We start from the raw sequence: 22,260 nt of genomic DNA, 5'->3' as shown, positions 1-22,260 counted from the left end.
CGTCGCCGCCGAACTCAACGGACGCCCACGCAAAACGCTCGCCTGGGAAACCCCAGCCGAGCGCCTCGCTAAACTCATCCACACCAGCGAATAACCAGCAGTGTTGCAACCACCCCTAGAATCCGCCGGCCCGCGCGGCCCTCTCGGCCGCTCAGCGTTCTGCTCGTGCGCACTGCGCACTGCGCACTTTGCCGCACGCACGTCCTTCGTCGGTGTGTGCCTTGCTTAGTGAGTGAAGTGCCTGGTGCCGGTCAGGTACATCGTGATGCCGGCTTCCTTGGCGGCGGCGATGACCTCTTGGTCGCGGAGCGATCCGCCGGGTTGCACGACGGCTTTGACGCCGCCGTCGATGAGGATCTGCAGGCCGTCGGCGAACGGGAAGAACGCGTCGGAGGACGCGACCGATCCGGTGGCCCGCTCGCCCGCGCGCTCGACCGCGAGCTTCGCGGAGTCGACGCGGTTGACCTGGCCCATGCCGACGCCGACCGAGGCGCCGCCGGAAGCGAGCAGGATCGCGTTCGACTTCACTGAACGCACTGCGCGCCAAGCGAAGGCGAGATCGGCGAGGGTCGCTTCGTCGGCGGCGTCGCCCGTGGCGAGGGTCCAGTTCGCGGGGTCGTCGCCGTCGGCGTCGATGCGGTCGGGGCGCTGCGCGAGCACACCGCCTGAGATCGGCTTGAGCTCCAGGTCGGCCGGGACCCATTCGGGGGCGCGGAGGAGCCGGATGTTCTTCTTCGCCGAGAGGATTTCGATCGCCTGATCGGTGAACGAGGGCGCGACGACGACCTCGGTGAAGATCTCCGCGATCTGCGCGGCGGCCTCGGCGTCGATCTCGCCGTTGGCGGCGATCACGCCGCCGAAGGCGCTCACCGGGTCGCATTCGTGCGCGGCGCGGTGGGCGGCGGCGATCGAGTCGCCGACGGCGATGCCGCACGGGTTGGCGTGCTTGATGATCGCGACGCACGGCTCGGAGAAGTCGTGCGCGGCGCGCCAGGCGGCGTCCGTGTCGGTGTAGTTGTTGAAGCTCATGGCCTTGCCGTGCAGCTGCTCGGCCTGAGCGAGTCCGGCCGCGCCGGGGGCCGCGTACACGGCGGCGGCCTGGTGCGGGTTCTCGCCGTAGCGGAGGTCCGCGAGCTTGGTCATCGGGACGGCCTGGAAGTCCGGCAGCTCGGCTTCCGTCGATTGCTCGGCGAGCCATGAGGCGACGGCCGCGTCATAGGTCGCGAGGTGCGCGAAGGCCTTGGCGGCCAGGCGAAGCCGCTCAGCGGCGGTGGTGCCCTCAACGGCGGCGGTGCGCACCAGGTCGTAGTCGGCGGGGTCGACGACGACCGCGACGTTGGCGTGGTTCTTCGCGGCGCCGCGCGTCATGGACGGTCCGCCGACATCGATCTTCTCGACGATGTCGTCGAAGCCCGCGCCGGAGGCGACGGTGTCCTGGAACGGGTAGAGGTTGCCGACGAAGAGGTCGAACGCCTCGATGCCGAGCTCCTCGAGCTGCTCGCGATGGGATTCGCGGCGCACGTCCGCGAGCATCCCGGCGTGGACCTTCGGGTGGAGGGTCTTCACGCGGTCGTCGAGGATCTCGGGGAATCCGGTGAGGTCTTCGACCTTGGTGACGGGGATGCCGGCCTCGGCGATCCGCGCGGCGGTCGAGCCCGTGGACACGAGCGATACGCCCGCTTTGTGGAGGTCGGCTGCGAGTTCGACGACGCCGGTCTTGTCGAACACTGAGATGAGGGCTCGCTGAATGCGCTTCCGCTCGGACATGAATGCACTGCTCCTGGTTGTCTAATGACTGCGGCCCAGGCGTTCGACCGCAGTAACAGGTTCAGCAGTGCCGCTCCCTGGTGGTGCTCCACCTGCGAACGTCTCAGAAGGTTCCCCCTCAACAACGAGCTGCCCGGTCCGTGCCACGGGAAACCTCGAAAGACGTCACTCGCCAGTCGCGACGCTTCCGAGACTAACACGGCCGCCGGGGCGGCCTCACCGGCCGCTTCGCGGCGCCGTGAAGCCCGCCACCAGCGCATGGACGCCAGCGCGCCGAGGAGCGCGCCCAGGGCGTTGAGGAGGACGTCGTCGACGGAGGCGACGCGGCCGGTGCCGAACGCGTACTGCGCGGTCTCGACGAGCGCCGCCCCGAGTGCCCCGCCGAGGAGGACCGCGAGGAGGCCGACGCGGAAGCGGAGCGGCACGAAGAGCCCGGCGAGGAAGAACAGGAGCATGTTGCCGACCAGCTGCTCGACGATGGTGCGGGGGTCGGCGGCGGCGAGATCCGCGAGGTCCGCGAACGGGACCAGCTGCACGCCGCCGTCGCCGCCGCGAGGCGTGAGCACGAGGAACAGCCAGGGCAGCGTTCCGGCCACGGCCCCGGCCTCGGCGACGGAGTGACGCCACGCGATCCGGCCCGGCATCCCGCGCCGGATCCGAACGTCCGCGAGCACCCAAGCGGCGAGCAGACCCAACGGCACCAGGGCGATCGACGCAAAGACCGTGGTGGTTTCGAGCGCATTGATGGCGTGCGGAGCGGTCATGCTCGGAACCCTAGCCGAGCTTGCCGCTGCGAGGAAAGCTGACGACGCGCCGAATACGAGCTGCTGTACTCGGCGAAGAACCTCGCTCCGACCGCGACGCGATCAAGAGCGAATTCATCGCCACCTTCCCTTGGGTGACCATGGGAGACAGCTCGTGGCGAGTCGCACTCGATTTGCAGGGCGAACTCACCGCACGTGGCACCCATCGGTGCGCTTCCCTGCCGGATCTGCTCGTGTGCGTCGTCGCCGATCGTGAAGGCTTGACGGTCCTGCGCTACGACCGCGATTTCGAAACCATCGCCGAAGTGACGGGCCAACCCACCGAACGGGTGGTTCCTCCAGGCACCGCCTAGCCCAGTATCGACGATGTTTCGCCAGGTCAGCCGAGTCGGACTCGGTGGCCTTCGACCTTCCAGCCGTCGCGGACCATGCGGCCGACCGAGGCGACCAGTTGGGCGCGTTCGGCTTCCTTGATGCGCTCGGTGAGGGTCTCGACGGTGTCGTCGTCCTCGACCGGGACCGCGCACTGGGCGATGATCGGGCCGGTGTCGACCCCGGCGTCGCAGATGAAGAGGGTCGCGCCCGCGAGTTTGACGCCCGCGGCGAGGGCCTCGCCCGGGCCGTTCATGCCCGGGAAGGCCGGGAGCAGCGAATTGTGGGTGTTGATGTAGCGGCCGGGGAACCGGTCGAGGAAGCGCGGGCCGCAGAGCTTGAGGAACCCGGCGGAGACGACGATGTCGGGCTCGTAGGAGGCGACCTCTTCGGTGAGCGCGCGGTCCCAGGCGTCGCGGTCGGGGTGGTCCTTGACGCGGTGGACGAAGGTGGGGATGCCGGCCTTCTGCGCGCGTTCGACCCCGAAGGTGCCCTCGCGGTCGGCGCCGACGGCGACGACCTCGGCCCCGTAGGCGGGGTCGGCGCAGGCGTCGATGAGGGCCTGGAGGTTGGAGCCGGAGCCGGAGACGAGGACGACGAGTCGCTTCGGCGATGCATCTGCAGAGGTCACGTCAGTACGGTAACGCGTCGTCGCGGTTCGGCGCGGGTTCGGGGATGACCACCGTGTCCCTCCGCACCAGCTCGGCCTCGGCGGCGCGGCGGTGGACGGCGAAGAGGCGGGCGATGAGGGCGGCGCCGAGGAGGCCGATGAGGAACTGGACGGCGGCGATGCCGGTGACGGCGAGCGGGTCGGGCCCGAGGTCGGCCATGAGGTTGACGCCCGCCGCGCCTCCGGAGAGGTAGGCGAGGACGCCGAGGGTACCGGCTGCGGTCCCGGCCGCCACGGTCGCGGCGGTGGTGACGCGTGGGACGCGCAGGTCCGGGGAGCGGTAGGTGAGGATGACGCCGAAGACGGCCGCGAGCATCAGCGGGAGTCCGATGAGGATGGTGGCGTAAGAGGGCAGGGGCGCGTTCGGGACGGCCGCGAAGACGGGGAAGGCCGGGAGCGGGCCGAGCTCGGCCATCGAGGCCTGCACGGCGGTGCCCGCACCGACGGCGAAGCCGGGCCCGGTGATGTAGGCGGCGGCCCAGACGGCGCAGTTCGGCAGGTACAGCAGGCTGAGCAGCGCGACGATCCAGGACTCGGCGCCGTAGAGCCCCAAGGTGTCCGCGACGACCGGGCCTCGCACGGCGAACGCGACGCCGGTGGCGGCCGCGCCGCAGGCGAGCAGGGCCCCGGCGGTGATCATGCCGGTGCGCAGGCCGCGCCGCAGCCACACCGAGGCGGTGTCCCAGGGCAGGACCCCGGCTTCGCGGGCGGCGCCGTAGGCGGTGGCGGCGGCGACGAGCGGCACCGCGTGCAGGAGCGCGGGCAGCAGGTCCACGGCGAAGGGCCCGGTGGTGCACAGGGCGGCGGCGCCGGCGACGAGTCCGGTGTAGAGGATCGTGATGAGCCCGGCGGCGGCGCGCACGGCGGCGGCGTCACGGCCGCCGATCGCGCGCGTGGTCCCGGCGGCGGCCTTGGCGAGCCGCCAGAAGACGAGGACGGTGAGCGCGAGCGGGGCGACGCTGAGGTGGATCGCTCCGATGTCGACGGGCACGCCGTGCCCGGAGAGCCACGCGACCCCGGCGGCCGCGGCGACGTGGGCGACCGAGCCTTCCGCTCCGGCCTGCCACCAGCCGAGGATGACGATCACGAGGATCGGCGTGACGACCACGGTGGTCGCCCACAGCGTCGTGGCGAGGGCGGAGGCGAGGAGCGCTCGCGGGCGTTTCGCCTTGGCGCGCCGGGCATACGCGGCCGTGTCGACCACTTCGGTGGCGCGCTCATGAGGGAGGGCCTCTACAGCGGAACCGTCACCTGACACGCTGATGCGAACGGTCTCCCGCTGCGCGGACCCTGCTCTGCCAGGGCGTCGGTTCGGTCGTCGCTCCACGCCGACCAGTCTGTCACAGCCGGGCACGTGGAGGACGGTTCCCGTCCACGGCTTCGGAATGCGAGGATGGCAACGAAACGTCCGGCTGCTGGGGCCGGCCGGGAGGAGGCACCACATGGAAGGTCCGGGCGACTTCTACGCGACGGTGGACGTGGTCGACGTGGTCGACGGGGACACGTTCCGCGCCGTCATCGACGGCGAGAAGGTCCGCGTGCGCATCATGGGGATCAACTCCCCCGAGTCCGGCGGCTTCCGCGAGGAGGAGGACTGGGGCGCCGAGGCGAAGATCTACGCCAAGCAGAAGCTCGAGGGCCGCACCGTGCATCTCTTCAGCGACCCCGGCGATCCCTCCCGCGACCAGTACGACCGGCTGCTCATGCACGTGGTCATGGAGAACGGCATGAACTACGCGGTCCTCGCGGTCGCGGAGGGCATGGCGCACACGTACATCCTGCGCCACCAGGAGCTCGTCATCGGCGACACGCTGCGCAAGGCCGAGAAGCTCGCGAAGGCCGAGCGCCGCGGCATGTGGGGCTCGGCGGTCCACGACTGACACGCGGACGGGCACCCCCTCGGCGAAGGGAGTGCCCGTCGGCGCCGCTCTAGGATTCGGCGGTCGCCAGCTTATGGGCTTCGACGACCGCGCCCTTGCGTTCATGGGCGTACAGCCACGACTGGAGTACCGCCGCGAGAGCGCCGCCTACCAGCGGCGCCAGGAGGAACACCCACACGTGCGCGAGCGGCTCGCCCCCGGCGAACAGCGCCGGGCCGAACGAGCGGGCCGGGTTGACCGACGTGCCCGTGAGCGGGATGCCCACGAGGTGGATGATCGCCAGCACCAGGCCGATGGCCGCGCCCGCGAGGGGCGTCTCGCCCCGGTTGCTGGTGACGGCGAGAACGGTGAAGACCAGCAGGAACGTCAGCAGGACCTCGATGACGATCGCGCCGGTCAGGTTGACGGTGGTGCCGTAGTCGTTCGCGCCGAGCACCCCCGTCTGGTCGGCGACGTCGCCCACGGTGGTCATGAACTTGAGCATCGCCGCACCGGCGATGCCGCCGATGAACTGCGCGATCCAGTACTTCACGGCCGTCGTGGTGTCGATCCGCTTCGCGAGGAACGCACCGAGGGTGACCGCCGGGTTGACGTGGCAGCCCGAGACGGGCCCGAGCGCGTAGGCGAGTGCGAGCAGCACCAGCCCGAACGCGAGGGCGACGCCGACGAAGCCGATCGTCTCGATGCCGTAGACCGCCGATCCGACGGCGAAGAACACCAGGCAGAAGGTGCCCAGCAGCTCGGCCCAGAATTCGCGCATGTCGTCCCCCTCGATGCCGCTTCCTCACGTTCGCCTTCGAGCGTCGCAGGAATCACGAGGTCATGCGCAGGTTTCGACCATTTCGGACGGATCGGTCGGCGCGCTCAGGAGCGCTCCAGGTAGTGCAGGACGGCCGCCACACGGCGGTCGGTCTGGTCGTCCGGAGTGAGGTCGAGCTTGAGGAAGATGTTGCGGATGTGCTTGTGGACGGCGTTCTCGGTGATGAAGAGCCGCTGCGCGATCGCCTGGTTGCCGAGGCCCTCGGCCATGACCGACAGGACCTCCTTCTCGCGCGGCGTCAACCGCTCCACCGGATCGTCGGCGCGGCGCTGCGCGAACAGCTGCGCGACCACCTCGGGGTCGATCGCCGTGCCGCCCTGGGCGACCCGGTGCAGGGCCTCCACGAACGCGTCCACCCTGCCGACGCGTTCCTTCAGCAGGTAGCCGACGCTGCGCGCACCGTCCGCGAGGAGATCGGTGGCGAAACTCTGCTCCACATAGGCCGAGAGCACGAGCACCGCCAGACCCGGGTGGGCGCGGCGGGCGGCCACGGCCGCCTTGATGCCCTCATCGGTGTGGCTCGGCGGCATCCGCACGTCCACGACCGCGATCTCGGGCCGGTGCTCCTCCACGGCGGCGAGGAACTCCTCCGGCCCGCCCACGGTGGCCACGACCTCGAAGCCCTCCCCCTGCAGCACCAGGTTCAGGCCCTCCCGCAGGAGGAAGTCGTCCTCGGCGATCACGATCCGCATGGCAGCTCCACTCTGATCTCTGTCGGCCCGCCCGCGGGGCTCTGCACGGCGACGGTCCCGTCCAGCGCCTCCACGCGGCGCGCGATCCCCGCGAGTCCCGAACCCGAGGCGGCGTCGGCGCCGCCCCGGCCGTCGTCGGACACGACCACGGTGAGCGTATTCCCCCTGCGCCGCACCTCCACCGAGGCACTGGACGCGCGAGAGTGCTTGGCCACGTTCGTGAGCGACTCGGCGACCACGAAGTACGCGGTGGCCTCGACGCTCGCCGGGCACCGGCCCTCCACGTCCACTTCGAGCGTGCACGGGACGGCGCAGTCCGAGGCCAGCGCGCTCAGTGCCCCGGCGAGGCCGCGGTCCTCCAGGACCGGCGGCAGGATCGAGCGGACGACGGCCCGCAGCTCGGCGAGCGCGCCCTCGACGGTGTCCTGGGCGCGTTCGAGGATCTGGTCGGCGCGGGCCGGGTCGCGGCGGATCTCGCGGCGGGCCGCGCCGATGAGCACGTTGACGCCGACGATGCGGTTCTGCGCGCCGTCGTGCAGGGCCCGTTCGATGCGGCGCAGCTCGACGGCGTGCGCGTCGAGGGCGGCGGCGCGGGTGGCGGTGAGCCGGGCGACCTTCTCGGAGAGGTCCATGCCCGGGTCGGGGACGAGGAGCGTCAGGCCCGGTCTGGTCTGGAGTTCGAGGAGCTTGGTGCCGAAGAGGATCCACAGCACGAACACGGCGACGCCGGTGGCGCAGCCGAGGAGCGCGGCGGTCGCGGTCTCGGCCTCGACCATGCCGTTGAGGATGTTCTGCTCGGAGTCGGGCGCGAAGTACCACCACACCGGGTACGTGACGTCGTGGACGGCGGTGAACGGCATCTGCAGGAGCAGCGCGCCGAGGAGGAGGCCCCACGTGCCGTGGATGACGAGCCAGAGCAGGTCGCGGCGCACGCTCGGGTCGGCCCTGAGCTCCCGGAAGTTGCGCGGCGCGTCGATGTACGGCCCGAGGTAGGGGGTCTTCACCTCGTGGCCGAGGCGGCGCAGCCGGCCGCGTTCGAGCCCGGCGATGGTGCGCACCCAGCGGGCCATCGGACGGATGAGGAAGCGGCCGACACCGAGGAACGCGAGCACGGCCGTGAGCAGGAGCAGCGGGATCGTGTAGAGCGCGAGGAACGCGAACCCGGCCCCGACGATGCCGTATCCGGTGGCGCGGAGGGACGCGAGGAGCAGCGCCCAGAGGTCCGCGGTCTCCCCTTCGGGGCGCAGCTGGGCGTCGATCCACGACTTCGCCCGCCGCATGCGTTCGCGCACTGTGCACCCCCTTCGCCGAGTCGATCTTGAAAGCTACCCGGCGCTTTCGCGATCGTCGGTAGCGCTGGCTGTACCACCGGGCCTGCACCAGGCCCCACTGTGAATCGGCAAGCCAGCCGCATTGGGCCGCAGGGCGTTTCGCCATAGCGTTCTTCTCAACCGATCCCGTTGGAAGGCAGCGCCATGAACGAGCAGTACCGCATCACCGAACCGCCGCCGCGGCAGAGCGTCGGCCACTTCACGATCATGAGCGTCGTGCTGTGGACCGGCCTCGTCGCCGGCGCCGTCCTGAACACCGGGCTGCAGGCCGTCGGGCTGCCGCTGCTCGCCTTCCCGTTCGGGGCGATCGCGCTGGCCTGCGCCGTCGCCCTCATCGTCCGCGCCGTGAAGAACCGGAGGAGCCGCCGATGAGCACACTCGCCGCCGTCCGGCCCGACCTGCACTCCGACATCGGGAGGCCTCCGGCGCTGCTGCTGCGCGACGTCACGAAGACCTACGACGGCGCCCACACCGCGCTCGACCGCGTCTCGCTCGAGGTGCGGCGCGGTTCGTTCCTGGCGCTCATGGGTCCCTCCGGGTCGGGCAAGTCGACGCTGCTGCACTGCGCGGCGGGGCTCGACACGCCGACTTCCGGGGAGGTCCGCATCGGCGGCACGGCGATCGCGAAGCTCAGCGAGAACCAGCGGACCCGGTTGCGGCGCAGCCGGATCGGGTTCGTGTTCCAGTCGTACAACCTGCTGCCGTCATTGAGCGTGGAGGAGAACCTGACGCTGCCGCTGCGGCTCGCCGGGGCGCCGGCGGACCAGCGCTGGCTCCGCGACCTGGTCGAGCGCGTGGGCATCGCGGACCTGCTGCACCGGCGACCCGGGGAGCTCTCGGGCGGCCAGCAGCAGCGGGCGGCGATCGCGCGTTCACTCGCGGCCCGCCCGGAGGTGGTGTTCGCGGACGAGCCGACGGGGGCGCTCGACCTGGACACGGCCGCCGAGGTCCTTGACCTGCTGCGGGAGCTCGTGGACGACTACGGGCAGACCGTGGTCATGGTCACCCACGACCCGGCCGCCGCCGCCCGCGCGCACGCCACCGCGGTGGTCGCGGACGGCCGCATCGAGCACTACCTGCGCGGGGCGAGCGCGGAGCAGCTCACCGCGATCTTCACCGGACTTCGGGGGCGCTGAATTGCGTCCCGCGCCCCCGCACGGTCGGCTCACCATGGCCGGACCGTCGATCAGTATGGCCCGCAACCGGATCACCAGCCTCATCGCCGTCGCCTGCGCGGTGTTCGGCGGGGCCGCCATGGTCACCGCCACTGCCGTCGTCGGCGAGACCGGCCTGGGTTCCCACCTCGCGCCCGAGCGGCTCGCCGAGGCCGAGATCCTCGTCTCGGCCCCGCAGCGCCATCCCGTGGTCGAGGACCCCGACATTCCCTTCCCCGAACGCCAGACGCTCCCGGCCGATCTTGCCGCCGACATCGCCGCGGTGCCGGGCGTCGCGGGCGCGGCCGCCGACTTCACGTTCACCGCGCGACTCGACGGGGGCAACGCCGCGGGCACCGTGATCGAAGGCCACAGCTGGGACACCGCCGCGCTCTTCGACGCCTCCACTCCCGCGCCCGGCACCGGCGAGATCGTCCTCGACGCCGAGACCGCCGAGGCGGCAGGGCTGGGCCCCGGCGACGGCATCACCCTCACCACCGCGAACGGCACCGCCGAATACACCGCCAGTGCCGTCGCCGACCTGCCCGGGCAGGGCCTCTACACGGACGCGGCGACCGCGCGCGCCCTCGCCGGGCACGGCGAAGGCCAGGCCGACCTCATCGCCGTCGACGTCGCCGCGGACACCGAGACCGTCGCCGCCGACCTCCGAACCGCCTTGTCCGGCACCGGGTTCGAAGTCGTCACCGGCGAGGCGCGCGGCGACGCCGAGACCCTCGCGGGAGGCACCGCCCGCAGCGAACTCCTCGAACTGGCCATCGCCCTGGCCTCCACCATCGTGCTGCTCGTCGGCTTCATCACCGGCGGCGCGATCAGCGTCTCGGTCGCCGGCCAGCGCCGGGACCTCGCACTGCTGCGAGCGGTCGGCGCCACCCCGCGCCAGGTGCGGCGGCTCGTCGCCGCCCAGGCGACCATCGTCGCCGCCTTCGGACTCGTGCCCGGCATCGCCGTCGGATACCTACTCGCCGAACGGTTCACGGCGTTCCTCGCCGAATCCGGGACGATGCCGGAGGGCCTGCCGGTCGCGATGACTCCGATCAGCGGACTCATCGCCGCGGCGCTCCTGCTGGCGACCGTGCAGATCGCCGCGCGCGCCGCCTCCATGCGCGCCTCCCGGGTCCCGGCCACCGCCGCCGTCGCCGAATCCCGGATCGAGCCGCGCGAACCCGGCCGCGTCCGCACCGGCATCGGCCTCCTGGTCTTCGCCATGGCGCTGACGCAGTCGCTGATGCCGCTGTTCGTCCCCGGCGAGGCCGCGTTCGCCTCAGCGGCGACCTCCACGCTCACCGCCGTCGTCGGCCTCGCCTTGGCCGGACCCGCCATCGTCCGGGTCGCACTCCGATTCACCAAGCGGCGCTCCGAGACCGCGGTCTCATGGCTGGCGGCCAACAACAGCCGGGCCTACGCCCGGCGGACCGCCGGGGCCGCCGGGGTGCTGGCGCTGGCCGTGGGCCTCACGATCACGCAGGTGTCCGCCCAGTCCACGTTCAGCGAGACCGCCGCCGCCGAGATCGCCGACGGTGCAAGGGCGGACGCCACCGTCACCGGCCCGATCAGCGCCGACGACCTCGCCGCGCTCGACCGCGAGAGCGGTGTCGAGGCCGCTGTCGGCGTCATCGAGACCACCGTGCTGCGCACCTACGACCTCGCGGGCGACGAAGCGGCCGATCCGATCCCGGCGTTCGCCTTCAGCCCCGGGATCGAGCAGGTGGCCGACCTCGACCCGCGGGACGGCGACCTGGCGGACCTCACCGGCGACGCCGTCGCCCTCGACGCCGCGACCGCCCGCGTCTGGGGCGCCGACGTCGGCGACACGATCGGCCTGATCCTCGCCGACGGCACCCGGGTGGACGCCGAAGTCGCCGCGACCTACGGGCGCGGCTTCGGATTCGGGACCGTAGTGCTCGCCGCCGACCTCGTCACCGGCCACGCCGGGCCGCGCTTCTACGACGCCGCGCTCGCCACCGGAGACGAAGCGGCCGTGGCGGCATGGGCCGCCGCCGCCCCGGGACTCGCCGTCGAGGCGGGCGCGACGGTCCCGTACACGGCCACCGGGATGACCCCCGACCAGTGGCTCAACGTGATGGTGACGCTCGTGCTGTGCGGCTACGTCATGCTCGGCGCCGCCAACAGCCTCGTCGCCGCCACCGCCCGCAGAAGAGGCGAGTTCGCGGGCCTGCGCGCGGCCGGCGCGACTCCGCGCCAAGTGCGGGCCATGATGCGTCGGGAGACGCGGTTCCTGTGCGCCTTGGCGATCGGGGCCGGACTCGCCGTCTCGGTACTGCCGATGACACTGCTGAGCCTGGTCTTCCTCGGCGAGCCCTGGCCGCAGGGACCGCTGTGGGTGGTCCCCGCCGTCGCCGCCCTCACCGCACTCGTCGCGAGCGCCGCCATCGCGATCCCGACCCGCAAGGCGCTCAAGCTGCCGCTCACCACGCTGGTGGCGGCCGCCGAATAAGCCGGAACACCAGGAAACGCCTTGGGGGCCGCCGAGATTGGCGGCCCCCACTGCGCGGGTGTTGCTCTGGGGTCAGGCGGCTTCGACCGCGGTGCGGCGGCCCAGCAGCGCGGTGGCGCTGGCGAGGAGGCCGACGATCGCGACCACGGTCACCATGTAGAGGCCGGGCCGGTACTGGTCGAGGTCAGTGGCGACGCCCCCGGAGATCAGGCCCGTGACGATCGCCAGGACGACCGCGCCGCCGATCTGGCCGGAGGTCTGGACCAGGCCGGAGGCCAGGCCCTGCTCGTCGTCCGCGATGCCTTCGGTGGCCTGCACCATGACCGCGGAGAAGCCGATGGCGAACCCGAGGCCGAGGAGCAGGAACGAGGGCAGGTAGTCGGCGAAGTAGTTCGGCTCGGGGTTGCCGCCGCGCAGGATGAACCACAGGTAGCCGAGGACGAAGGAGCTCAACGCGGCGATGATCATCGACTTGGTGCCGTAGCGGTCGATGAACTTGCCGGCGCTCGGCGAGAGGAAGGCGACGATGATGCCGGCCGGGGCCAGGGCGAGCGCCATCTGGATCGGCTCCCACTGGAGCGTGTTCTGCAGGTACAGGGACACGATCGTCTGGAAGCTGATGTAGGAGCCGAAGATCGCGAGCGCGGCCAGGTTGGCCCGCACGATCGACTTGACCTTGAAGATGCTCAGGCGGACCAGCGGGTGGGCCACCTTGTTCTCGATGACGAAGAACGCGCCGAGCAGGGCGACGGCCGCGATCGTGGTGGTGGTGACGAGCGGCGTGAACCCGGTCTCGGGGGCGGTGACGATCGTGTAGACGGCGGCGAGCATGCCGCCGGTGAGCGTCACGGTGCCGGCGAAGTCGATCGAGCCGCGTTCGCGGTCGGAGGTCTTGGGGACCACGAAGAAGGCGGCGATGACGACGCCCGCGACGACGACGGTCGGCACGTAGAAGGTCAGTCGCCAGTCGATGCTGGTGAGCAGGCCGGAGGCGATGAGGCCCGAGGCGTAGCCGGTGGCGCCGAAGACGGTGAAGATCGACAGCGCCTTGTTGCGGTCGTGGCCTTCCTTGAACGTGGTGGTGATGATCGAGAGCGCGGCCGGGGCGGTGAACGCGGCGGCGACGCCCTTGACGATGCGCGAGGCGATGAGGAGGCCCTCGTTGTCGACGAGGCCGCCGACGAGCGAGGCGATGCCGAAGACGACGAGCGCGGTCAGGAAGACCTGGCGGCGGCCGAGCAGGTCGGCCATGCGTCCGCCCAGGAGGAGCAGGCCGCCGTAGCCGAGGATGTAGCCGTTGACGATCCACTGCAGCGAGCTGGTCTCGAGGCCGAGTTCGGCGCCGATGGACGGGAGCGCGACGCCGACCATGGAGACGTCGAGCGCGTCGAGGAACATCGCGAGGCCGGCGACGAACAGCACGGCCCAGAGCTTTGGTCCCCATCTGCTCGGGGCGTGTGATTCGGGATCAGGGGTGTCGGGGAGTGCGGTGGTGCGGGGTTGGTTCTCGGTGATCGTCATGCCGAGAAACTTACATGCACGCGCATTGGATGTCAACACATCTAATGAGTGGACATTAAATGCCTTGACATGGTAATCTCCTGGTCATGGAGGCTGGATCAGACGTAGACGTATGCGCCAAGTGGTCTGAAACACTGCGCGTGTACCACAACACATCGTGCGAGCTCGAGAACGAGCTGCAGTCCCGCCACGAACTGGGGCTCAGCGAGTTCGAGGTGCTGCTGATCCTGGGCCGCACCTGCGGCGATCAGGCCGGGGGCAAGGCGAAGATGAAGGACATCGAAGCGGAGATGTACCTCAGCCAGAGCGCCCTCTCCCGCACCGTCACCCGCCTGGAGAAGGCCGGGCTCGTGACGCGCGCGGCCTGCGACTTCGACCGCCGCGCCAACTTCCTCATGCTCACCCCCTCGGGCCGCGAGCGCTTCGAGGCCGCCAAACCCACCCACCGGGCCGTCCTCGTCAAGCACCTCACCGACCCGGGCTCCTCCAAGCGCGCCGAGGCCTGCTCCTAGCGCAGTGCCTCTGGGCGCGTGGCGTTCCCGCTACGGGCTGGACGGCTTTCCCCGACCCCCGGCCTCGGTCGGTATGGTGAACGCGAGAGCAGTCACAACCGATCCGGCCCGTGGAGCGTGGATGCAATGACTCCCCCAGAGAACGAACGACCCGACGACGATGACGGCGGCACCTTCAAGCTGAAGCCCGGCGCCGCAGGCGGCGCCCCGGCGCCCGCCCCGTCCGGCGACGAGTCCGGCCTCGACCGCACGATGAAGATCCAGCGCCAGGGCGGCGCACCGGCCGGTGCATCGACCCCGCCTCCGCCGCCTTCGCCGCTCGGCAACCCGACCGGACCTGCGGATCCGAACGTCGCCTCGTTCGCCGAGACCACCGTCATGCCGCAGCAGGGCGGCTCGCAGACCGGCTTCCAGCCCGGCTCGCAGCCGCCGCAGTCGAACCCGCTCGGCAGCGGCCAGATCCCGCAGCCCCAGGCCCCGCAGCAGCCCTACGGCCAGCAGCCGCAGCCCTTCCCGGGCCCGCCGCCGCAGCAGCAGCCGGGCTACCCGCAGGCGCAGACCGGTGTCCCGCAGGGCGAAGCGCCCGACGGCATCAAGCGCATCGGCCTCATGGTGCTGATCGCCGCAGGCCTCGGCCTGCTCGCCAACATCATCTCCATCGCGATGAACCCGCTGGGTGCGGGCTTCGCCGTCATCGGCATCCTGTTCGCCGCCGCATGGGGCTGGTACGGCTGGGCGCTGCCGAAGGGCAAGATCACCTCCGGTGGCCTGCGCATGACCGGCATCGTGCTCATCATGATCGGCGCGGGCTTCTCGATCATCGGCATCTTCACGTCCTTCGGAACGATGGCGATCTTCCCCGCCCTCGGCGCGATCAGCCTCATCCAGAGCCTCATCCTCGCCGGCGTCCTCGGGTACGCGTCCTTCATCTACTTCAAGGACCAGGCGGTCAAGGACTTCATCAAGGGCGCCCCGGCCATGGCGGGCGGCTACCCGCCCGCCGGGTACCCGCAGCAGCCGCAGCAGCAGTACGGGCAGCAGCCGCCTCCCGGCTACGGCCAGCCGCAGCAGCCCCAGCAGCAGCCGGGCGCGTACCCGCCGCCGCCGCCGGGCTACCCGCAGCAGGGCCAGCAGCCGCCGCAGGCCCCCTACGGCGGTTAGCACTACCGCCTCACACCGGACGCGACTAAGCTCACTCGTAAGCAACGGCCGCGGCACGCACGGTTCGCCAAGAGCGCCGTGGGTGCCGCGGCCTCCTGTACGAGGAGGTACATCTATGTCCGCTACCGGCACACCGATCAGGGTGGTCGTCGCGAAAGTCGGGCTCGACGGGCACGACCGGGGCGCGAAGGTCGTGGCGCGGGCACTGCGCGACGCGGGCATGGAGGTCGTCTACACCGGCCTGCACAACTCCCCCGAGCAGGTCGTCGCCACCGCACTCGCCGAGGACGCCGACGCGATCGGCCTGAGCATTCTCTCCGGCGCGCATATGACGCTGTTCCCGCGAGTGCTGCGACTACTCGACGAGGCGAACGCTCGCGACATCATCGTCTTCGGCGGCGGCATCATTCCCGACGAGGACGCGGCGCAACTGCGCGAGGCCGGAGTGGCCGCGATATTCGGCCCCGGCGCCTCGACGCAGGTGATCGCCGAATGGGTGCGCGAGCATGTTCCGTCACCCGGAGTGGCCTCACCCGATCAGGGCCGTCCCGCAGCCGTATGACAGGCATCCACCTGCGAAAACGGCGGGCCCAAAAAATTCTCTGAGAAGACCGTAACCGGCCGCGAGCGCCCTCGTTCTTAATAGTGTCGGACGCAGTGGAATACGGCGGAAGACGCATCGGCAGCGGCTCGATAAGGCCGCTATTGAGAAAGGCCGCCGCGGCACCGGAAGTTCACTTCCGGCCGGATCGCGGCAATATCGCACGGTTCATAGAGCTGTGCCACAAACTGCCGATGCCCTGTCGATTGAGGGGTGGCGATAGGGCATCGTGCCTAAGGGAGTCAAGCCTTTGAGGGGTGGGCTTGATTCTCGCTAAGGGGACCGGACGCCTGAGGGGTGCGTCCGGTCCCCGCCTCTATGCCCCGCATCCCGCGGCACGCCCGGCCTCAGGATGCGTCCGCCCCGCTTCACCGAGCGCACGATCCGTCGCGCCTCCCGTGCGATCTTCGATCTCGTCACACCGGTCGCCCGTCGCAGGCCACGCCCACTCGCTAAGGGTTACCCTGCGAGAACGGGCACCTGTACCCAGACCCCGCCCACCGGCGGGGCGGCCAGGCCGTCCGGTCAAAGAAGACTAGCTAGTGGAGCGGACTCTACAGTGGATCTGTACGAATACCAGGGCCGCGCACTGTTCGCCCGGCACAACGTGCCGGTACTGGACGGCGGCGTCGCCACCACCACGCAGGAGGCCGTGGAGCTCGCTGAGCGCCTCGGTGACCGGGTGGTCGTCAAAGCACAGGTGAAGGTCGGCGGCCGAGGCAAGGCGGGCGGCGTCAAACTCGCCGACAACGTCGACGAGGTCAAGACCCACGCCACGAACATCCTCGGCATGGACATCAAGGGCCACACCGTCGAGAAGGTCATGCTCACCGTGACCGCCGACATCGACGAGGAGTACTACTTCTCCTACCTCCTCGACCGGGCGAACCGCACCTTCCTGTGCATCGCCTCGACCGCGGGCGGCATGGAGATCGAAGAGGTCGCGCACACCGCGCCCGAGAAGGTCGTGAAGCTCCCGATCGACGCCGGCGTCGGCGTCACCCCGGAGATCGCGGACGACATCGTCACCAAGGCCGGGTTCCCCGAGGACCTGCGCGACCAGCTCGTCGACGTGTTCGTCAAGCTGTGGGTCGCGTTCGTGTCCGAGGACGCGACGCTCGTCGAGGTCAACCCGCTCGTGCGCACGCCCGAGGGCAAGATCCTCGCGCTCGACGCGAAGGTCACCCTGGACGAGAACGCGGACTTCCGCCACCCCGAGAACGCCGAGTTCGAGGACAAGTCGGCCGTGGACCCGCTCGAGCAGCGCGCCAAGGACTCCGGCCTGAACTACGTGAAACTCGACGGCTCCGTCGGCATCATCGGCAACGGCGCCGGGCTCGTCATGTCCACCCTCGACGTCGTGTCGTACGCCGGGGAGAACCACGGCGGCGTCAAGCCCGCGAACTTCCTCGACATCGGCGGCGGCGCCTCTGCCGCCGTGATGGCGAACGGCCTCGAAGTGGTCCTGTCCGACCCGCAGGTCAAGAGCGTGTTCGTGAACATCTTCGGTGGCATCACCGCCTGCGACGAGGTCGCCAACGGCATCCTCGGCGCCCTCAAGACCCTCGCCGACCGCGGCGAGGACGTCACCAAGCCGCTCGTCGCCCGCATCGACGGCAACAACGCCGAGGCCGGACGCCAGATCCTGGCCGAGGCGAACCACCCGCTCATCACCGTGGTCGAGACCATGGACGCCGCGGCCGACAAGGCCGCCGAGCTCGCGAACAAGGGGGCCTAGTCCAATGGCGATCTTCCTCAACGAGAACTCCAAGGTCATCGTCCAGGGCATGACCGGCTCCGAAGGCATGAAGCACACCCGCCGCATGCTCAAGGCCGGCACCGAGATCGTGGGCGGCGTCAACCCGCGCAAGGCCGGCACCAAGGTCGACGTCGACGGCGTGAGCCTGCCGGTGTTCGCCACCGTGGCCGAGGCCATCGCCGAGACCGGCGCGAACACCTCCGTCGTGTTCGTGCCCCCGGCGTTCTGCAAGTCCGCCGTGATCGAGGCGATCGACGCCGAGATCGAGGTCGCGATCGTCATCACCGAGGGCATCCCGGTGCACGACTCCGTGACCTTCTGGAACTACGCCGAGGCCAAGGGCAACAAGACCCGCATCGTGGGCCCGAACTGCCCCGGCATCGCCTCCCCCGGCAAGTCGAACGCGGGCATCACTCCGGCCGACATCACCGGCGCGGGCCCCATCGGCCTCGTCTCCAAGTCGGGCACGCTGACCTACCAGCTCATGTACGAGCTGCGGGACCTCGGCTTCTCGACCTCCGTCGGCATCGGCGGCGACCCGGTCATCGGGACCACCCACATCGACTGCCTCAAGGCGTTCGAAGAGGACCCGGAGACCAAGGCGATCGTCATGATCGGCGAGATCGGCGGCGACGCCGAAGAGCGCGCGGCCGAGTACATCAAGAGCCACGTGACGAAGCCGGTCGTCGGCTACATCGCCGGTTTCACCGCCCCCGAGGGCAAGACGATGGGCCACGCGGGCGCCATCATCTCCGGTTCGGCCGGCACCGCCGAGTCGAAGAAGGAGGCCCTCGAGGCCGCCGGCGTCAAGGTCGGCAAGACCCCGAGCGAGACCGCGCGCCTCATGCGCGAGGTCATCGAGAACCTCTAAGGGACGCATAGCGACGCGAGGGCCGGACGGTGCGACCGTCCGGCCCTCGCGCGTACAGCGGGCCCGGAACCGGCGTGCCGCCACGCTCACGGCCGACCTCACCCGCCGAGCCGCGTCCTCGATCGGGCATATTGGTGCGTGCACTAGCCGTGCGGCCAGTTGGGCCGCCGAGTCGCGTTGGGAGAAGCCGATGACCGAGACCGTGCTGTTCGAGCGGGCCGCCGTGCTCGACACCGCCGCCGGGGCACTGATCCGCGACCAGCGCGTGCTGGTGCGCGGCAATGCGATCGCCGCCGTCGGACCCGACCTCGAAGCGCCCGACGCCCGGGTGGTCGACCTCGCCGGCAAGACCCTCATGCCCGGGCTCATCGACTGCCACGCGCACGTCAACGCCCACACCGCGAACCTCGCCGGACTGGCCGACGAGTCGCCCGCCTACGTGGCGCTCAAGGCCGCCAACGAGATGCGGGAGATGCTGCACCGCGGCTTCACCACCGTTCGCGACCCCGGCGGCGCGGACTTCGGGCTGCACGAGGCCCTCGCCGAAGGCGTGATCGAAGGCCCGCGCCTCTACTTCGGCGGCAAGGCGCTCTACCGGCGGGCACGGCGACGGCCGCCCGCGCGGCCGCAGGGTGCGCGAGGACCACCGGTGCTGCCCCGACCTGAGCACCGTCTGCGACGGCGTCGACGAGGTCCGCAGGGCCGCAAGGGAACAGCTGCGCACCGGCGCGTTCCACGTCAAGATCATGCTCTCCGGCGGCGTCGCCTCACCGACCGACAGGATCGACTCGACGCAGTTCTCGCTCGAGGAGATCCGCGCGGTCGTCGAGGAAGCCGAGGCCGCCAACCGGTACGTCGCCGGGCACGCCTACACCGCGCGGGCCGTCAACCGCGGCCTCACGGCGGGGGTCCGATCCATCGAGCACGGCAACCTCATCGACGAGACCAGCATCGAACTGTTCCTGGAGCACGACGCGTTCCTGGTGCCCACCTTGGTGACCTACCAGCGCATGGCCGCCGAGGGCGCCCGGCACGGGCTCCCCGCCGAGAGCATCGCCAAGAACCCCATCGTCCTCGACGCGGGCCTCCGCGCCCTGGAAACGGCCCACCGCGCGGGCGTCAACCTCTGCTACGGCTCCGACCTCCTCGGCGGCATGCGCCGACACCAGTTGGAGGAGTTCACGATCCGCGGAGCCGTCATACCCGCCGCCGACGTCATCCGCTCCGCCACCGTCACCGCCGCGAAGCTCCTCGGCGAGGAGGGCCGCCTCGGGCAGGTCGTCCCGGGCGCACTCGCCGACCTCCTCGTCGTGGAAGGCGACCCGCTCGAAGACCTCGCGGTTCTCACCGACCCGGAGGCGAACCTGAAGCTGATCATGCAGGACGGCACGAGCAAGTCCAACCGCCTCTGACATCAACCGGCCGGCACCCGACTCCATGGATCTTCCGTGAATCGCAGCATTGGCATTGGCCTGATAACTTCGAGGAGTTCTGCGGGGCCACCTGCGCCAAGACGTCTCCGAGGAGTTTCATGAGCACTGCGCCTGACGCATCCGGCATCACCGATGCCCTCACCAAGGCACTCCATGTCGCGCAGGACGGTCAACGCGCGCAGCAGGAGGCCGGTAACCAGACGGTCGAGGTGGAAGTCGCCGAGGGCATGATCCGCGTGGCCGCGACCCTGGCCGGCAAGGTCTCGGTGGAACTCGTCGATCCCCGCTCGGCCCGGCTCGGTGTCGAGGTCTTGAGCGAGGAGATCACCAAGGGCGTCAACGCCGCGCTCGACGCGGCTCGGGAGCAGGCCGGGCTTCCGGGTGCCATCGATCTGGCCGCGCTCAACGAGAAGGTCGAGGAGATCCAGCAGCAGTCGATGCGCCAACTCTCCTCGTTCATGTCAACTTTGGTGGACTCGCAGGCGAAGATCGTCCGCACCGCCTCCGAAGCGAAGGGCCTTGACCGATGACGAATCTGCAGATCGACCCGGACTCGCTCGACGGCGCGGGGCAGGCGCTCGAAGCCGTCGCAGAGAGCTTCTTCGCCGCCGTCGACCGTTTCGCAGGTAGCATCGAAGGCGTCACGGCCGCCTGTGGAGGCGACGAGATCGGCGGCCTCATCGAGCAGGCGCACACCGAGGTCTTCGAGTGGGCCAGGGAGTGCTTCCAGGATGCGGCCCAGGGGATCGCGGACGCCGGCTTCGACGTGCGCGACTTCGCGACCCAGCACCTGAACGCCGACAATGAGATCGCACAGATCTTCACGCAGTTGTCCTCCGAACTGGGTGGTTCCTGATGGGGCTTCAGCTTCCCTCCGAGCTCATCTCCGTCCTCAGCATGCTCGGATACGACTATCCGGAGTCCGATGAGTCTCACCTCATGGAGTTCGGCCAGAGCTGGCTCGACTTCGGCGGGGACCTCCAGGATGTCGGCGCCGACGCCGCGATGGCGTCCGCGCAGGCGTGGACCGACCAGGTGGGCAAGGACATCGACGCGTTCAAGACCTGGTGGGAGGGCGAGGACAGTCCCAGAAAGGTCATCGAGAACGGCGCTGTCGGCGCCATGATCGCCGGGGTGGGCTTGATCGTCTGCGCGATCATCGTCCTTTGCCTGAAGATCATGGTGATCGTTCAGCTGGTGATCTTGGCGGTCCAGATCGCTTTGGCGATCGCCGAAGCCGCGGTGACCTTCGGCGCCTCGCTGCTGCAGATCCCCATCTTCCAGCAGCTCGCCCGCACCGTCGTCGGCAACCTCATCCAAGAGGCCGTCTTCCAGCTCGTCGCTTAGGGAACCCCGACCAATGGCCAAGAAGAAGTCAGGCGGTGCCGGGGCCACCCCGATCAAACTCGCCGTGAAGTTCCTCGACAAGTTCAAGGCGCGCCCCGGTCGGGGCAGCCAGATGCGCGGCAAGGAACTCAACCACCAGCAACGCGGCGAGATCAAGACCAACCGCGAGACCGGCGAACGCTACGGCAGCGGCTACCACCACCGACCAGGCGGCGAGGACCACGCGGGCCGCCGCACCACCGAGATCTCTGAAACGCATCCCAACGGCGTCTACTCCGGCAAGGTCGAGTTCGAGAACGGCAGTCCCCCGCCCGATTACATTCCGAAGCAGGGTGACGGCACCAGCGCGTTCTTTCCCGACCATTGGTCGGCCGAGAAGGTCGACAGCGCCACCTCGAATGCGTTCGAAGGCTCGACCAAGAACCCCGACAAGGGCACCTGGACCGGCAGTTACACCGACGACAACGGCAAGGTGGTCAAGATCGAAGGCTGGTACGATCCGTCGACCGGCAACATCGGTCACGGATTCCCAAGCTTCGACCAGCCGTAGGAAGGCGACCGAATGAGAATCTTCGTGGACGAGACCGGGTCGATCGATATCGAGGACTACGGCCCCTACGCCATCTATGCCGCGTTCCTTCAACTCGACATCAACTACAGCTTCGCGCGCTGCCTCGACGCGCTCCAGATGTTCGACGACGTCGCAACGGGCCGATCGGCCCGCGAGGTCTATCCGGGCGAGGTACACAGCGCGGTGATCACCAAGCAGTCAGTGATCGTCCAGCACCTCTTCCTCGACGACCGCCGGGTTGAGGTGCCGTTCAACATCGCCCTTGAGGCCCTTGAACAATTCGCGGTGCTGCTCCTGTCCCGGCCACTCCCGCCAGGGGCGGTCCGGGTCTACCGCCCCGACCTTCCGCGCCTCCACGGCGAACTGCACCTGTGGGAGTCGACTTGGAAACGCCCGCACCCGTATCGTGGCAGACTGGGAATTCCGACCCAAGGTTCGGAATAGCTTCCTATCGGCTGAACGTTGAAGGCGCGGACGGCAAATGCCGTCCGCGCCTTCTCGTTCGCCGTCAGAGGTCGAAGTGGCAGGCGACCTTGTGGCCGCTCGCCGCCTCGCGCC

At 70.0% G+C, this 22,260-nt stretch carries 22 protein-coding genes, 2 pseudogenes and 1 riboswitch; of the genes and pseudogenes, 16 read left to right on the top strand and 8 right to left on the bottom strand.

The features are described 5' to 3' along the window. Window positions 1-225: 225 nt before the first annotated feature. Together purH and JHY01_RS27115 are read right to left on the bottom strand one after the other, a co-directional pair. Window positions 226-1,767 carry a bifunctional phosphoribosylaminoimidazolecarboxamide formyltransferase/IMP cyclohydrolase gene (gene purH, locus JHY01_RS25445; protein ID WP_205328532.1) on the bottom strand — a complete coding sequence of 514 codons (1,542 nt, stop codon included), beginning with the start codon at window positions 1,765-1,767 and terminating at the stop codon, window positions 226-228. Between the two features lie 26 nt (window positions 1,768-1,793). Further along, a riboswitch (ZMP/ZTP riboswitch) is annotated at window positions 1,794-1,957 on the bottom strand. Window positions 1,958-2,042: 85 nt separating this feature from the next. Beyond that, a pseudogene (locus JHY01_RS27115) lies at window positions 2,043-2,411 on the bottom strand (VanZ family protein); the annotation flags it as partial. Between the two features lie 140 nt (window positions 2,412-2,551). On the opposite strand from JHY01_RS27115, the gene JHY01_RS25435 reads away from it, so the two are divergent. After that, complete coding sequence (locus tag JHY01_RS25435) at window positions 2,552-2,884, top strand: hypothetical protein (protein WP_205328531.1); 333 nt, start codon at window positions 2,552-2,554, stop codon at window positions 2,882-2,884. Between the two features lie 26 nt (window positions 2,885-2,910). Here JHY01_RS25435 and purN read toward each other — a convergent pair whose 3' ends face one another. Beyond that, a complete protein-coding gene (gene purN, locus JHY01_RS25430; protein ID WP_205328530.1) occupies window positions 2,911-3,534 on the bottom strand; it encodes a phosphoribosylglycinamide formyltransferase in 624 nt (207 codons plus the stop codon). A 1-nt stretch (window position 3,535) separates the two neighbouring features. After that, complete coding sequence (locus JHY01_RS25425; RefSeq protein ID WP_205328529.1) at window positions 3,536-4,831, bottom strand: DUF6350 family protein; 1,296 nt, start codon at window positions 4,829-4,831, stop codon at window positions 3,536-3,538. 184 nt (window positions 4,832-5,015) lie between these two features. Here JHY01_RS25425 and JHY01_RS25420 point away from each other — a divergent pair, with 184 nt between their 5' ends. Next, window positions 5,016-5,453 carry a thermonuclease family protein gene (locus JHY01_RS25420; RefSeq protein WP_205328528.1) on the top strand — a complete coding sequence of 146 codons (438 nt, stop codon included), beginning with the start codon at window positions 5,016-5,018 and terminating at the stop codon, window positions 5,451-5,453. A gap of 49 nt (window positions 5,454-5,502) precedes the next feature. Here JHY01_RS25420 and JHY01_RS25415 read toward each other — a convergent pair whose 3' ends face one another. From JHY01_RS25415 to JHY01_RS25405, 3 genes are all read right to left on the bottom strand, one after another. Beyond that, the gene (locus JHY01_RS25415; RefSeq protein WP_205328527.1) at window positions 5,503-6,213 is read right to left on the bottom strand and encodes an MIP/aquaporin family protein; all 711 of its coding nucleotides are present in this window, start codon (window positions 6,211-6,213) and stop codon (window positions 5,503-5,505) included. Window positions 6,214-6,317: 104 nt separating this feature from the next. Further along, window positions 6,318-6,965, bottom strand: coding sequence for a response regulator transcription factor (locus JHY01_RS25410; protein ID WP_205328526.1), 648 nt, complete (start codon window positions 6,963-6,965; stop codon window positions 6,318-6,320). Continuing rightward, entirely contained in the window at window positions 6,953-8,257 is a 1,305-nt protein-coding gene (locus JHY01_RS25405) for a sensor domain-containing protein (RefSeq protein WP_307814581.1), read from the bottom strand. Before JHY01_RS25405 ends, JHY01_RS25410 begins: the two co-directional genes overlap by 13 nt. 183 nt (window positions 8,258-8,440) lie before the next feature. On the opposite strand from JHY01_RS25405, the gene JHY01_RS25400 reads away from it, so the two are divergent. The 3 genes from JHY01_RS25400 to JHY01_RS25390 are packed head-to-tail and all read left to right on the top strand — an operon-like array spanning window position 8,441 to window position 11,926. After that, window positions 8,441-8,668: a hypothetical protein gene (locus JHY01_RS25400; RefSeq protein WP_205328525.1), complete on the top strand. Its 228-nt coding sequence runs from the start codon at window positions 8,441-8,443 to the stop codon at window positions 8,666-8,668. Further along, window positions 8,665-9,432, top strand: a complete 768-nt coding sequence (locus JHY01_RS25395; protein ID WP_205328524.1) for an ABC transporter ATP-binding protein — start codon at window positions 8,665-8,667, stop codon at window positions 9,430-9,432. Before JHY01_RS25400 ends, JHY01_RS25395 begins: the two co-directional genes overlap by 4 nt. 55 nt (window positions 9,433-9,487) lie before the next feature. Continuing rightward, entirely contained in the window at window positions 9,488-11,926 is a 2,439-nt protein-coding gene (locus tag JHY01_RS25390; RefSeq protein ID WP_205328523.1) for an ABC transporter permease, read from the top strand. Between the two features lie 72 nt (window positions 11,927-11,998). On the opposite strand, the gene JHY01_RS25385 is transcribed toward JHY01_RS25390, so the two are convergent. Beyond that, window positions 11,999-13,447, bottom strand: coding sequence for an MFS transporter (locus tag JHY01_RS25385; RefSeq protein WP_205328522.1), 1,449 nt, complete (start codon window positions 13,445-13,447; stop codon window positions 11,999-12,001). A 140-nt stretch (window positions 13,448-13,587) separates the two neighbouring features. Between JHY01_RS25385 and JHY01_RS25380 the strand changes: the two genes are divergently transcribed. The 11 genes and pseudogenes from JHY01_RS25380 (at window position 13,588) to JHY01_RS25325 (ending at window position 22,146) form a co-directional block, all read left to right on the top strand. Next, window positions 13,588-13,959 (top strand): MarR family transcriptional regulator, encoded by a 372-nt coding sequence (locus JHY01_RS25380; RefSeq protein ID WP_307814580.1) that lies wholly within the window; start codon window positions 13,588-13,590, stop codon window positions 13,957-13,959. 126 nt (window positions 13,960-14,085) lie between these two features. Beyond that, a complete protein-coding gene (locus tag JHY01_RS25375) occupies window positions 14,086-15,120 on the top strand; it encodes a hypothetical protein (protein WP_205328520.1) in 1,035 nt (344 codons plus the stop codon). A gap of 115 nt (window positions 15,121-15,235) precedes the next feature. Next, the gene (locus tag JHY01_RS25370) at window positions 15,236-15,682 is read left to right on the top strand and encodes a cobalamin B12-binding domain-containing protein (protein ID WP_205328519.1); all 447 of its coding nucleotides are present in this window, start codon (window positions 15,236-15,238) and stop codon (window positions 15,680-15,682) included. Between the two features lie 598 nt (window positions 15,683-16,280). Continuing rightward, window positions 16,281-17,459, top strand: coding sequence for an ADP-forming succinate--CoA ligase subunit beta (sucC, locus tag JHY01_RS25365; protein WP_205328518.1), 1,179 nt, complete (start codon window positions 16,281-16,283; stop codon window positions 17,457-17,459). A 4-nt stretch (window positions 17,460-17,463) separates the two neighbouring features. Then, window positions 17,464-18,351 carry a succinate--CoA ligase subunit alpha gene (gene sucD, locus JHY01_RS25360; protein WP_205328517.1) on the top strand — a complete coding sequence of 296 codons (888 nt, stop codon included), beginning with the start codon at window positions 17,464-17,466 and terminating at the stop codon, window positions 18,349-18,351. 190 nt (window positions 18,352-18,541) lie between these two features. Next, window positions 18,542-19,763: pseudogene (locus JHY01_RS28250) on the top strand (amidohydrolase family protein). Window positions 19,764-19,882: 119 nt separating this feature from the next. Next, window positions 19,883-20,314 (top strand): YbaB/EbfC family nucleoid-associated protein, encoded by a 432-nt coding sequence (locus JHY01_RS27110; RefSeq protein ID WP_240193250.1) that lies wholly within the window; start codon window positions 19,883-19,885, stop codon window positions 20,312-20,314. Further along, window positions 20,311-20,640, top strand: coding sequence for a hypothetical protein (locus JHY01_RS25340; protein ID WP_205328514.1), 330 nt, complete (start codon window positions 20,311-20,313; stop codon window positions 20,638-20,640). The genes JHY01_RS27110 and JHY01_RS25340 overlap by 4 nt, the downstream gene beginning before the upstream one ends. Next, window positions 20,640-21,131 carry a hypothetical protein gene (locus JHY01_RS25335; protein ID WP_205328513.1) on the top strand — a complete coding sequence of 164 codons (492 nt, stop codon included), beginning with the start codon at window positions 20,640-20,642 and terminating at the stop codon, window positions 21,129-21,131. The genes JHY01_RS25340 and JHY01_RS25335 overlap by 1 nt, the downstream gene beginning before the upstream one ends. A 13-nt stretch (window positions 21,132-21,144) precedes the next feature. Then, on the top strand, window positions 21,145-21,681 hold the full coding sequence (locus JHY01_RS25330; protein WP_205328512.1) for an EndoU domain-containing protein: 537 nt from the start codon (window positions 21,145-21,147) through the stop codon (window positions 21,679-21,681). A gap of 24 nt (window positions 21,682-21,705) precedes the next feature. After that, a complete protein-coding gene (locus JHY01_RS25325; protein WP_205328511.1) occupies window positions 21,706-22,146 on the top strand; it encodes a hypothetical protein in 441 nt (146 codons plus the stop codon). Window positions 22,147-22,260: the final 114 nt, after the last annotated feature.

Origin of the sequence: Glycomyces sp. YM15 (assembly GCF_016918015.1) — a bacterium.
Lineage (GTDB): Bacteria > Actinomycetota > Actinomycetes > Mycobacteriales > Micromonosporaceae > Glycomyces.
The sequence above is the reverse complement of the archived record's forward strand: the minus strand, read 5'-3'. Positions and strand labels throughout refer to the sequence as shown.

Bases quoted from the DNA above. Each gene is read 5' to 3' on its own strand.
- purH (WP_205328532.1), bottom strand. From the start codon at position 1,767: ATGTCCGAGCGGAAGCGCATTCAGCGAGCCCTCATCTCAGTGTTCGAC.
- JHY01_RS25420 (WP_205328528.1), top strand. From the start codon at position 5,016: ATGGAAGGTCCGGGCGACTTCTACGCGACGGTGGACGTGGTCGACGTG.
- JHY01_RS25415 (WP_205328527.1), bottom strand. From the start codon at position 6,213: ATGCGCGAATTCTGGGCCGAGCTGCTGGGCACCTTCTGCCTGGTGTTC.
- JHY01_RS25410 (WP_205328526.1), bottom strand. From the start codon at position 6,965: ATGCGGATCGTGATCGCCGAGGACGACTTCCTCCTGCGGGAGGGCCTG.
- JHY01_RS25400 (WP_205328525.1), top strand. From the start codon at position 8,441: ATGAACGAGCAGTACCGCATCACCGAACCGCCGCCGCGGCAGAGCGTC.
- JHY01_RS25395 (WP_205328524.1), top strand. From the start codon at position 8,665: ATGAGCACACTCGCCGCCGTCCGGCCCGACCTGCACTCCGACATCGGG.
- JHY01_RS25390 (WP_205328523.1), top strand. From the start codon at position 9,488: ATGGCCCGCAACCGGATCACCAGCCTCATCGCCGTCGCCTGCGCGGTG.
- JHY01_RS25385 (WP_205328522.1), bottom strand. From the start codon at position 13,447: ATGACGATCACCGAGAACCAACCCCGCACCACCGCACTCCCCGACACC.
- JHY01_RS25375 (WP_205328520.1), top strand. From the start codon at position 14,086: ATGACTCCCCCAGAGAACGAACGACCCGACGACGATGACGGCGGCACC.
- JHY01_RS25370 (WP_205328519.1), top strand. From the start codon at position 15,236: ATGTCCGCTACCGGCACACCGATCAGGGTGGTCGTCGCGAAAGTCGGG.
- sucD (WP_205328517.1), top strand. From the start codon at position 17,464: ATGGCGATCTTCCTCAACGAGAACTCCAAGGTCATCGTCCAGGGCATG.
- JHY01_RS27110 (WP_240193250.1), top strand. From the start codon at position 19,883: ATGAGCACTGCGCCTGACGCATCCGGCATCACCGATGCCCTCACCAAG.
- JHY01_RS25340 (WP_205328514.1), top strand. From the start codon at position 20,311: ATGACGAATCTGCAGATCGACCCGGACTCGCTCGACGGCGCGGGGCAG.
- JHY01_RS25335 (WP_205328513.1), top strand. From the start codon at position 20,640: ATGGGGCTTCAGCTTCCCTCCGAGCTCATCTCCGTCCTCAGCATGCTC.
- JHY01_RS25330 (WP_205328512.1), top strand. From the start codon at position 21,145: ATGGCCAAGAAGAAGTCAGGCGGTGCCGGGGCCACCCCGATCAAACTC.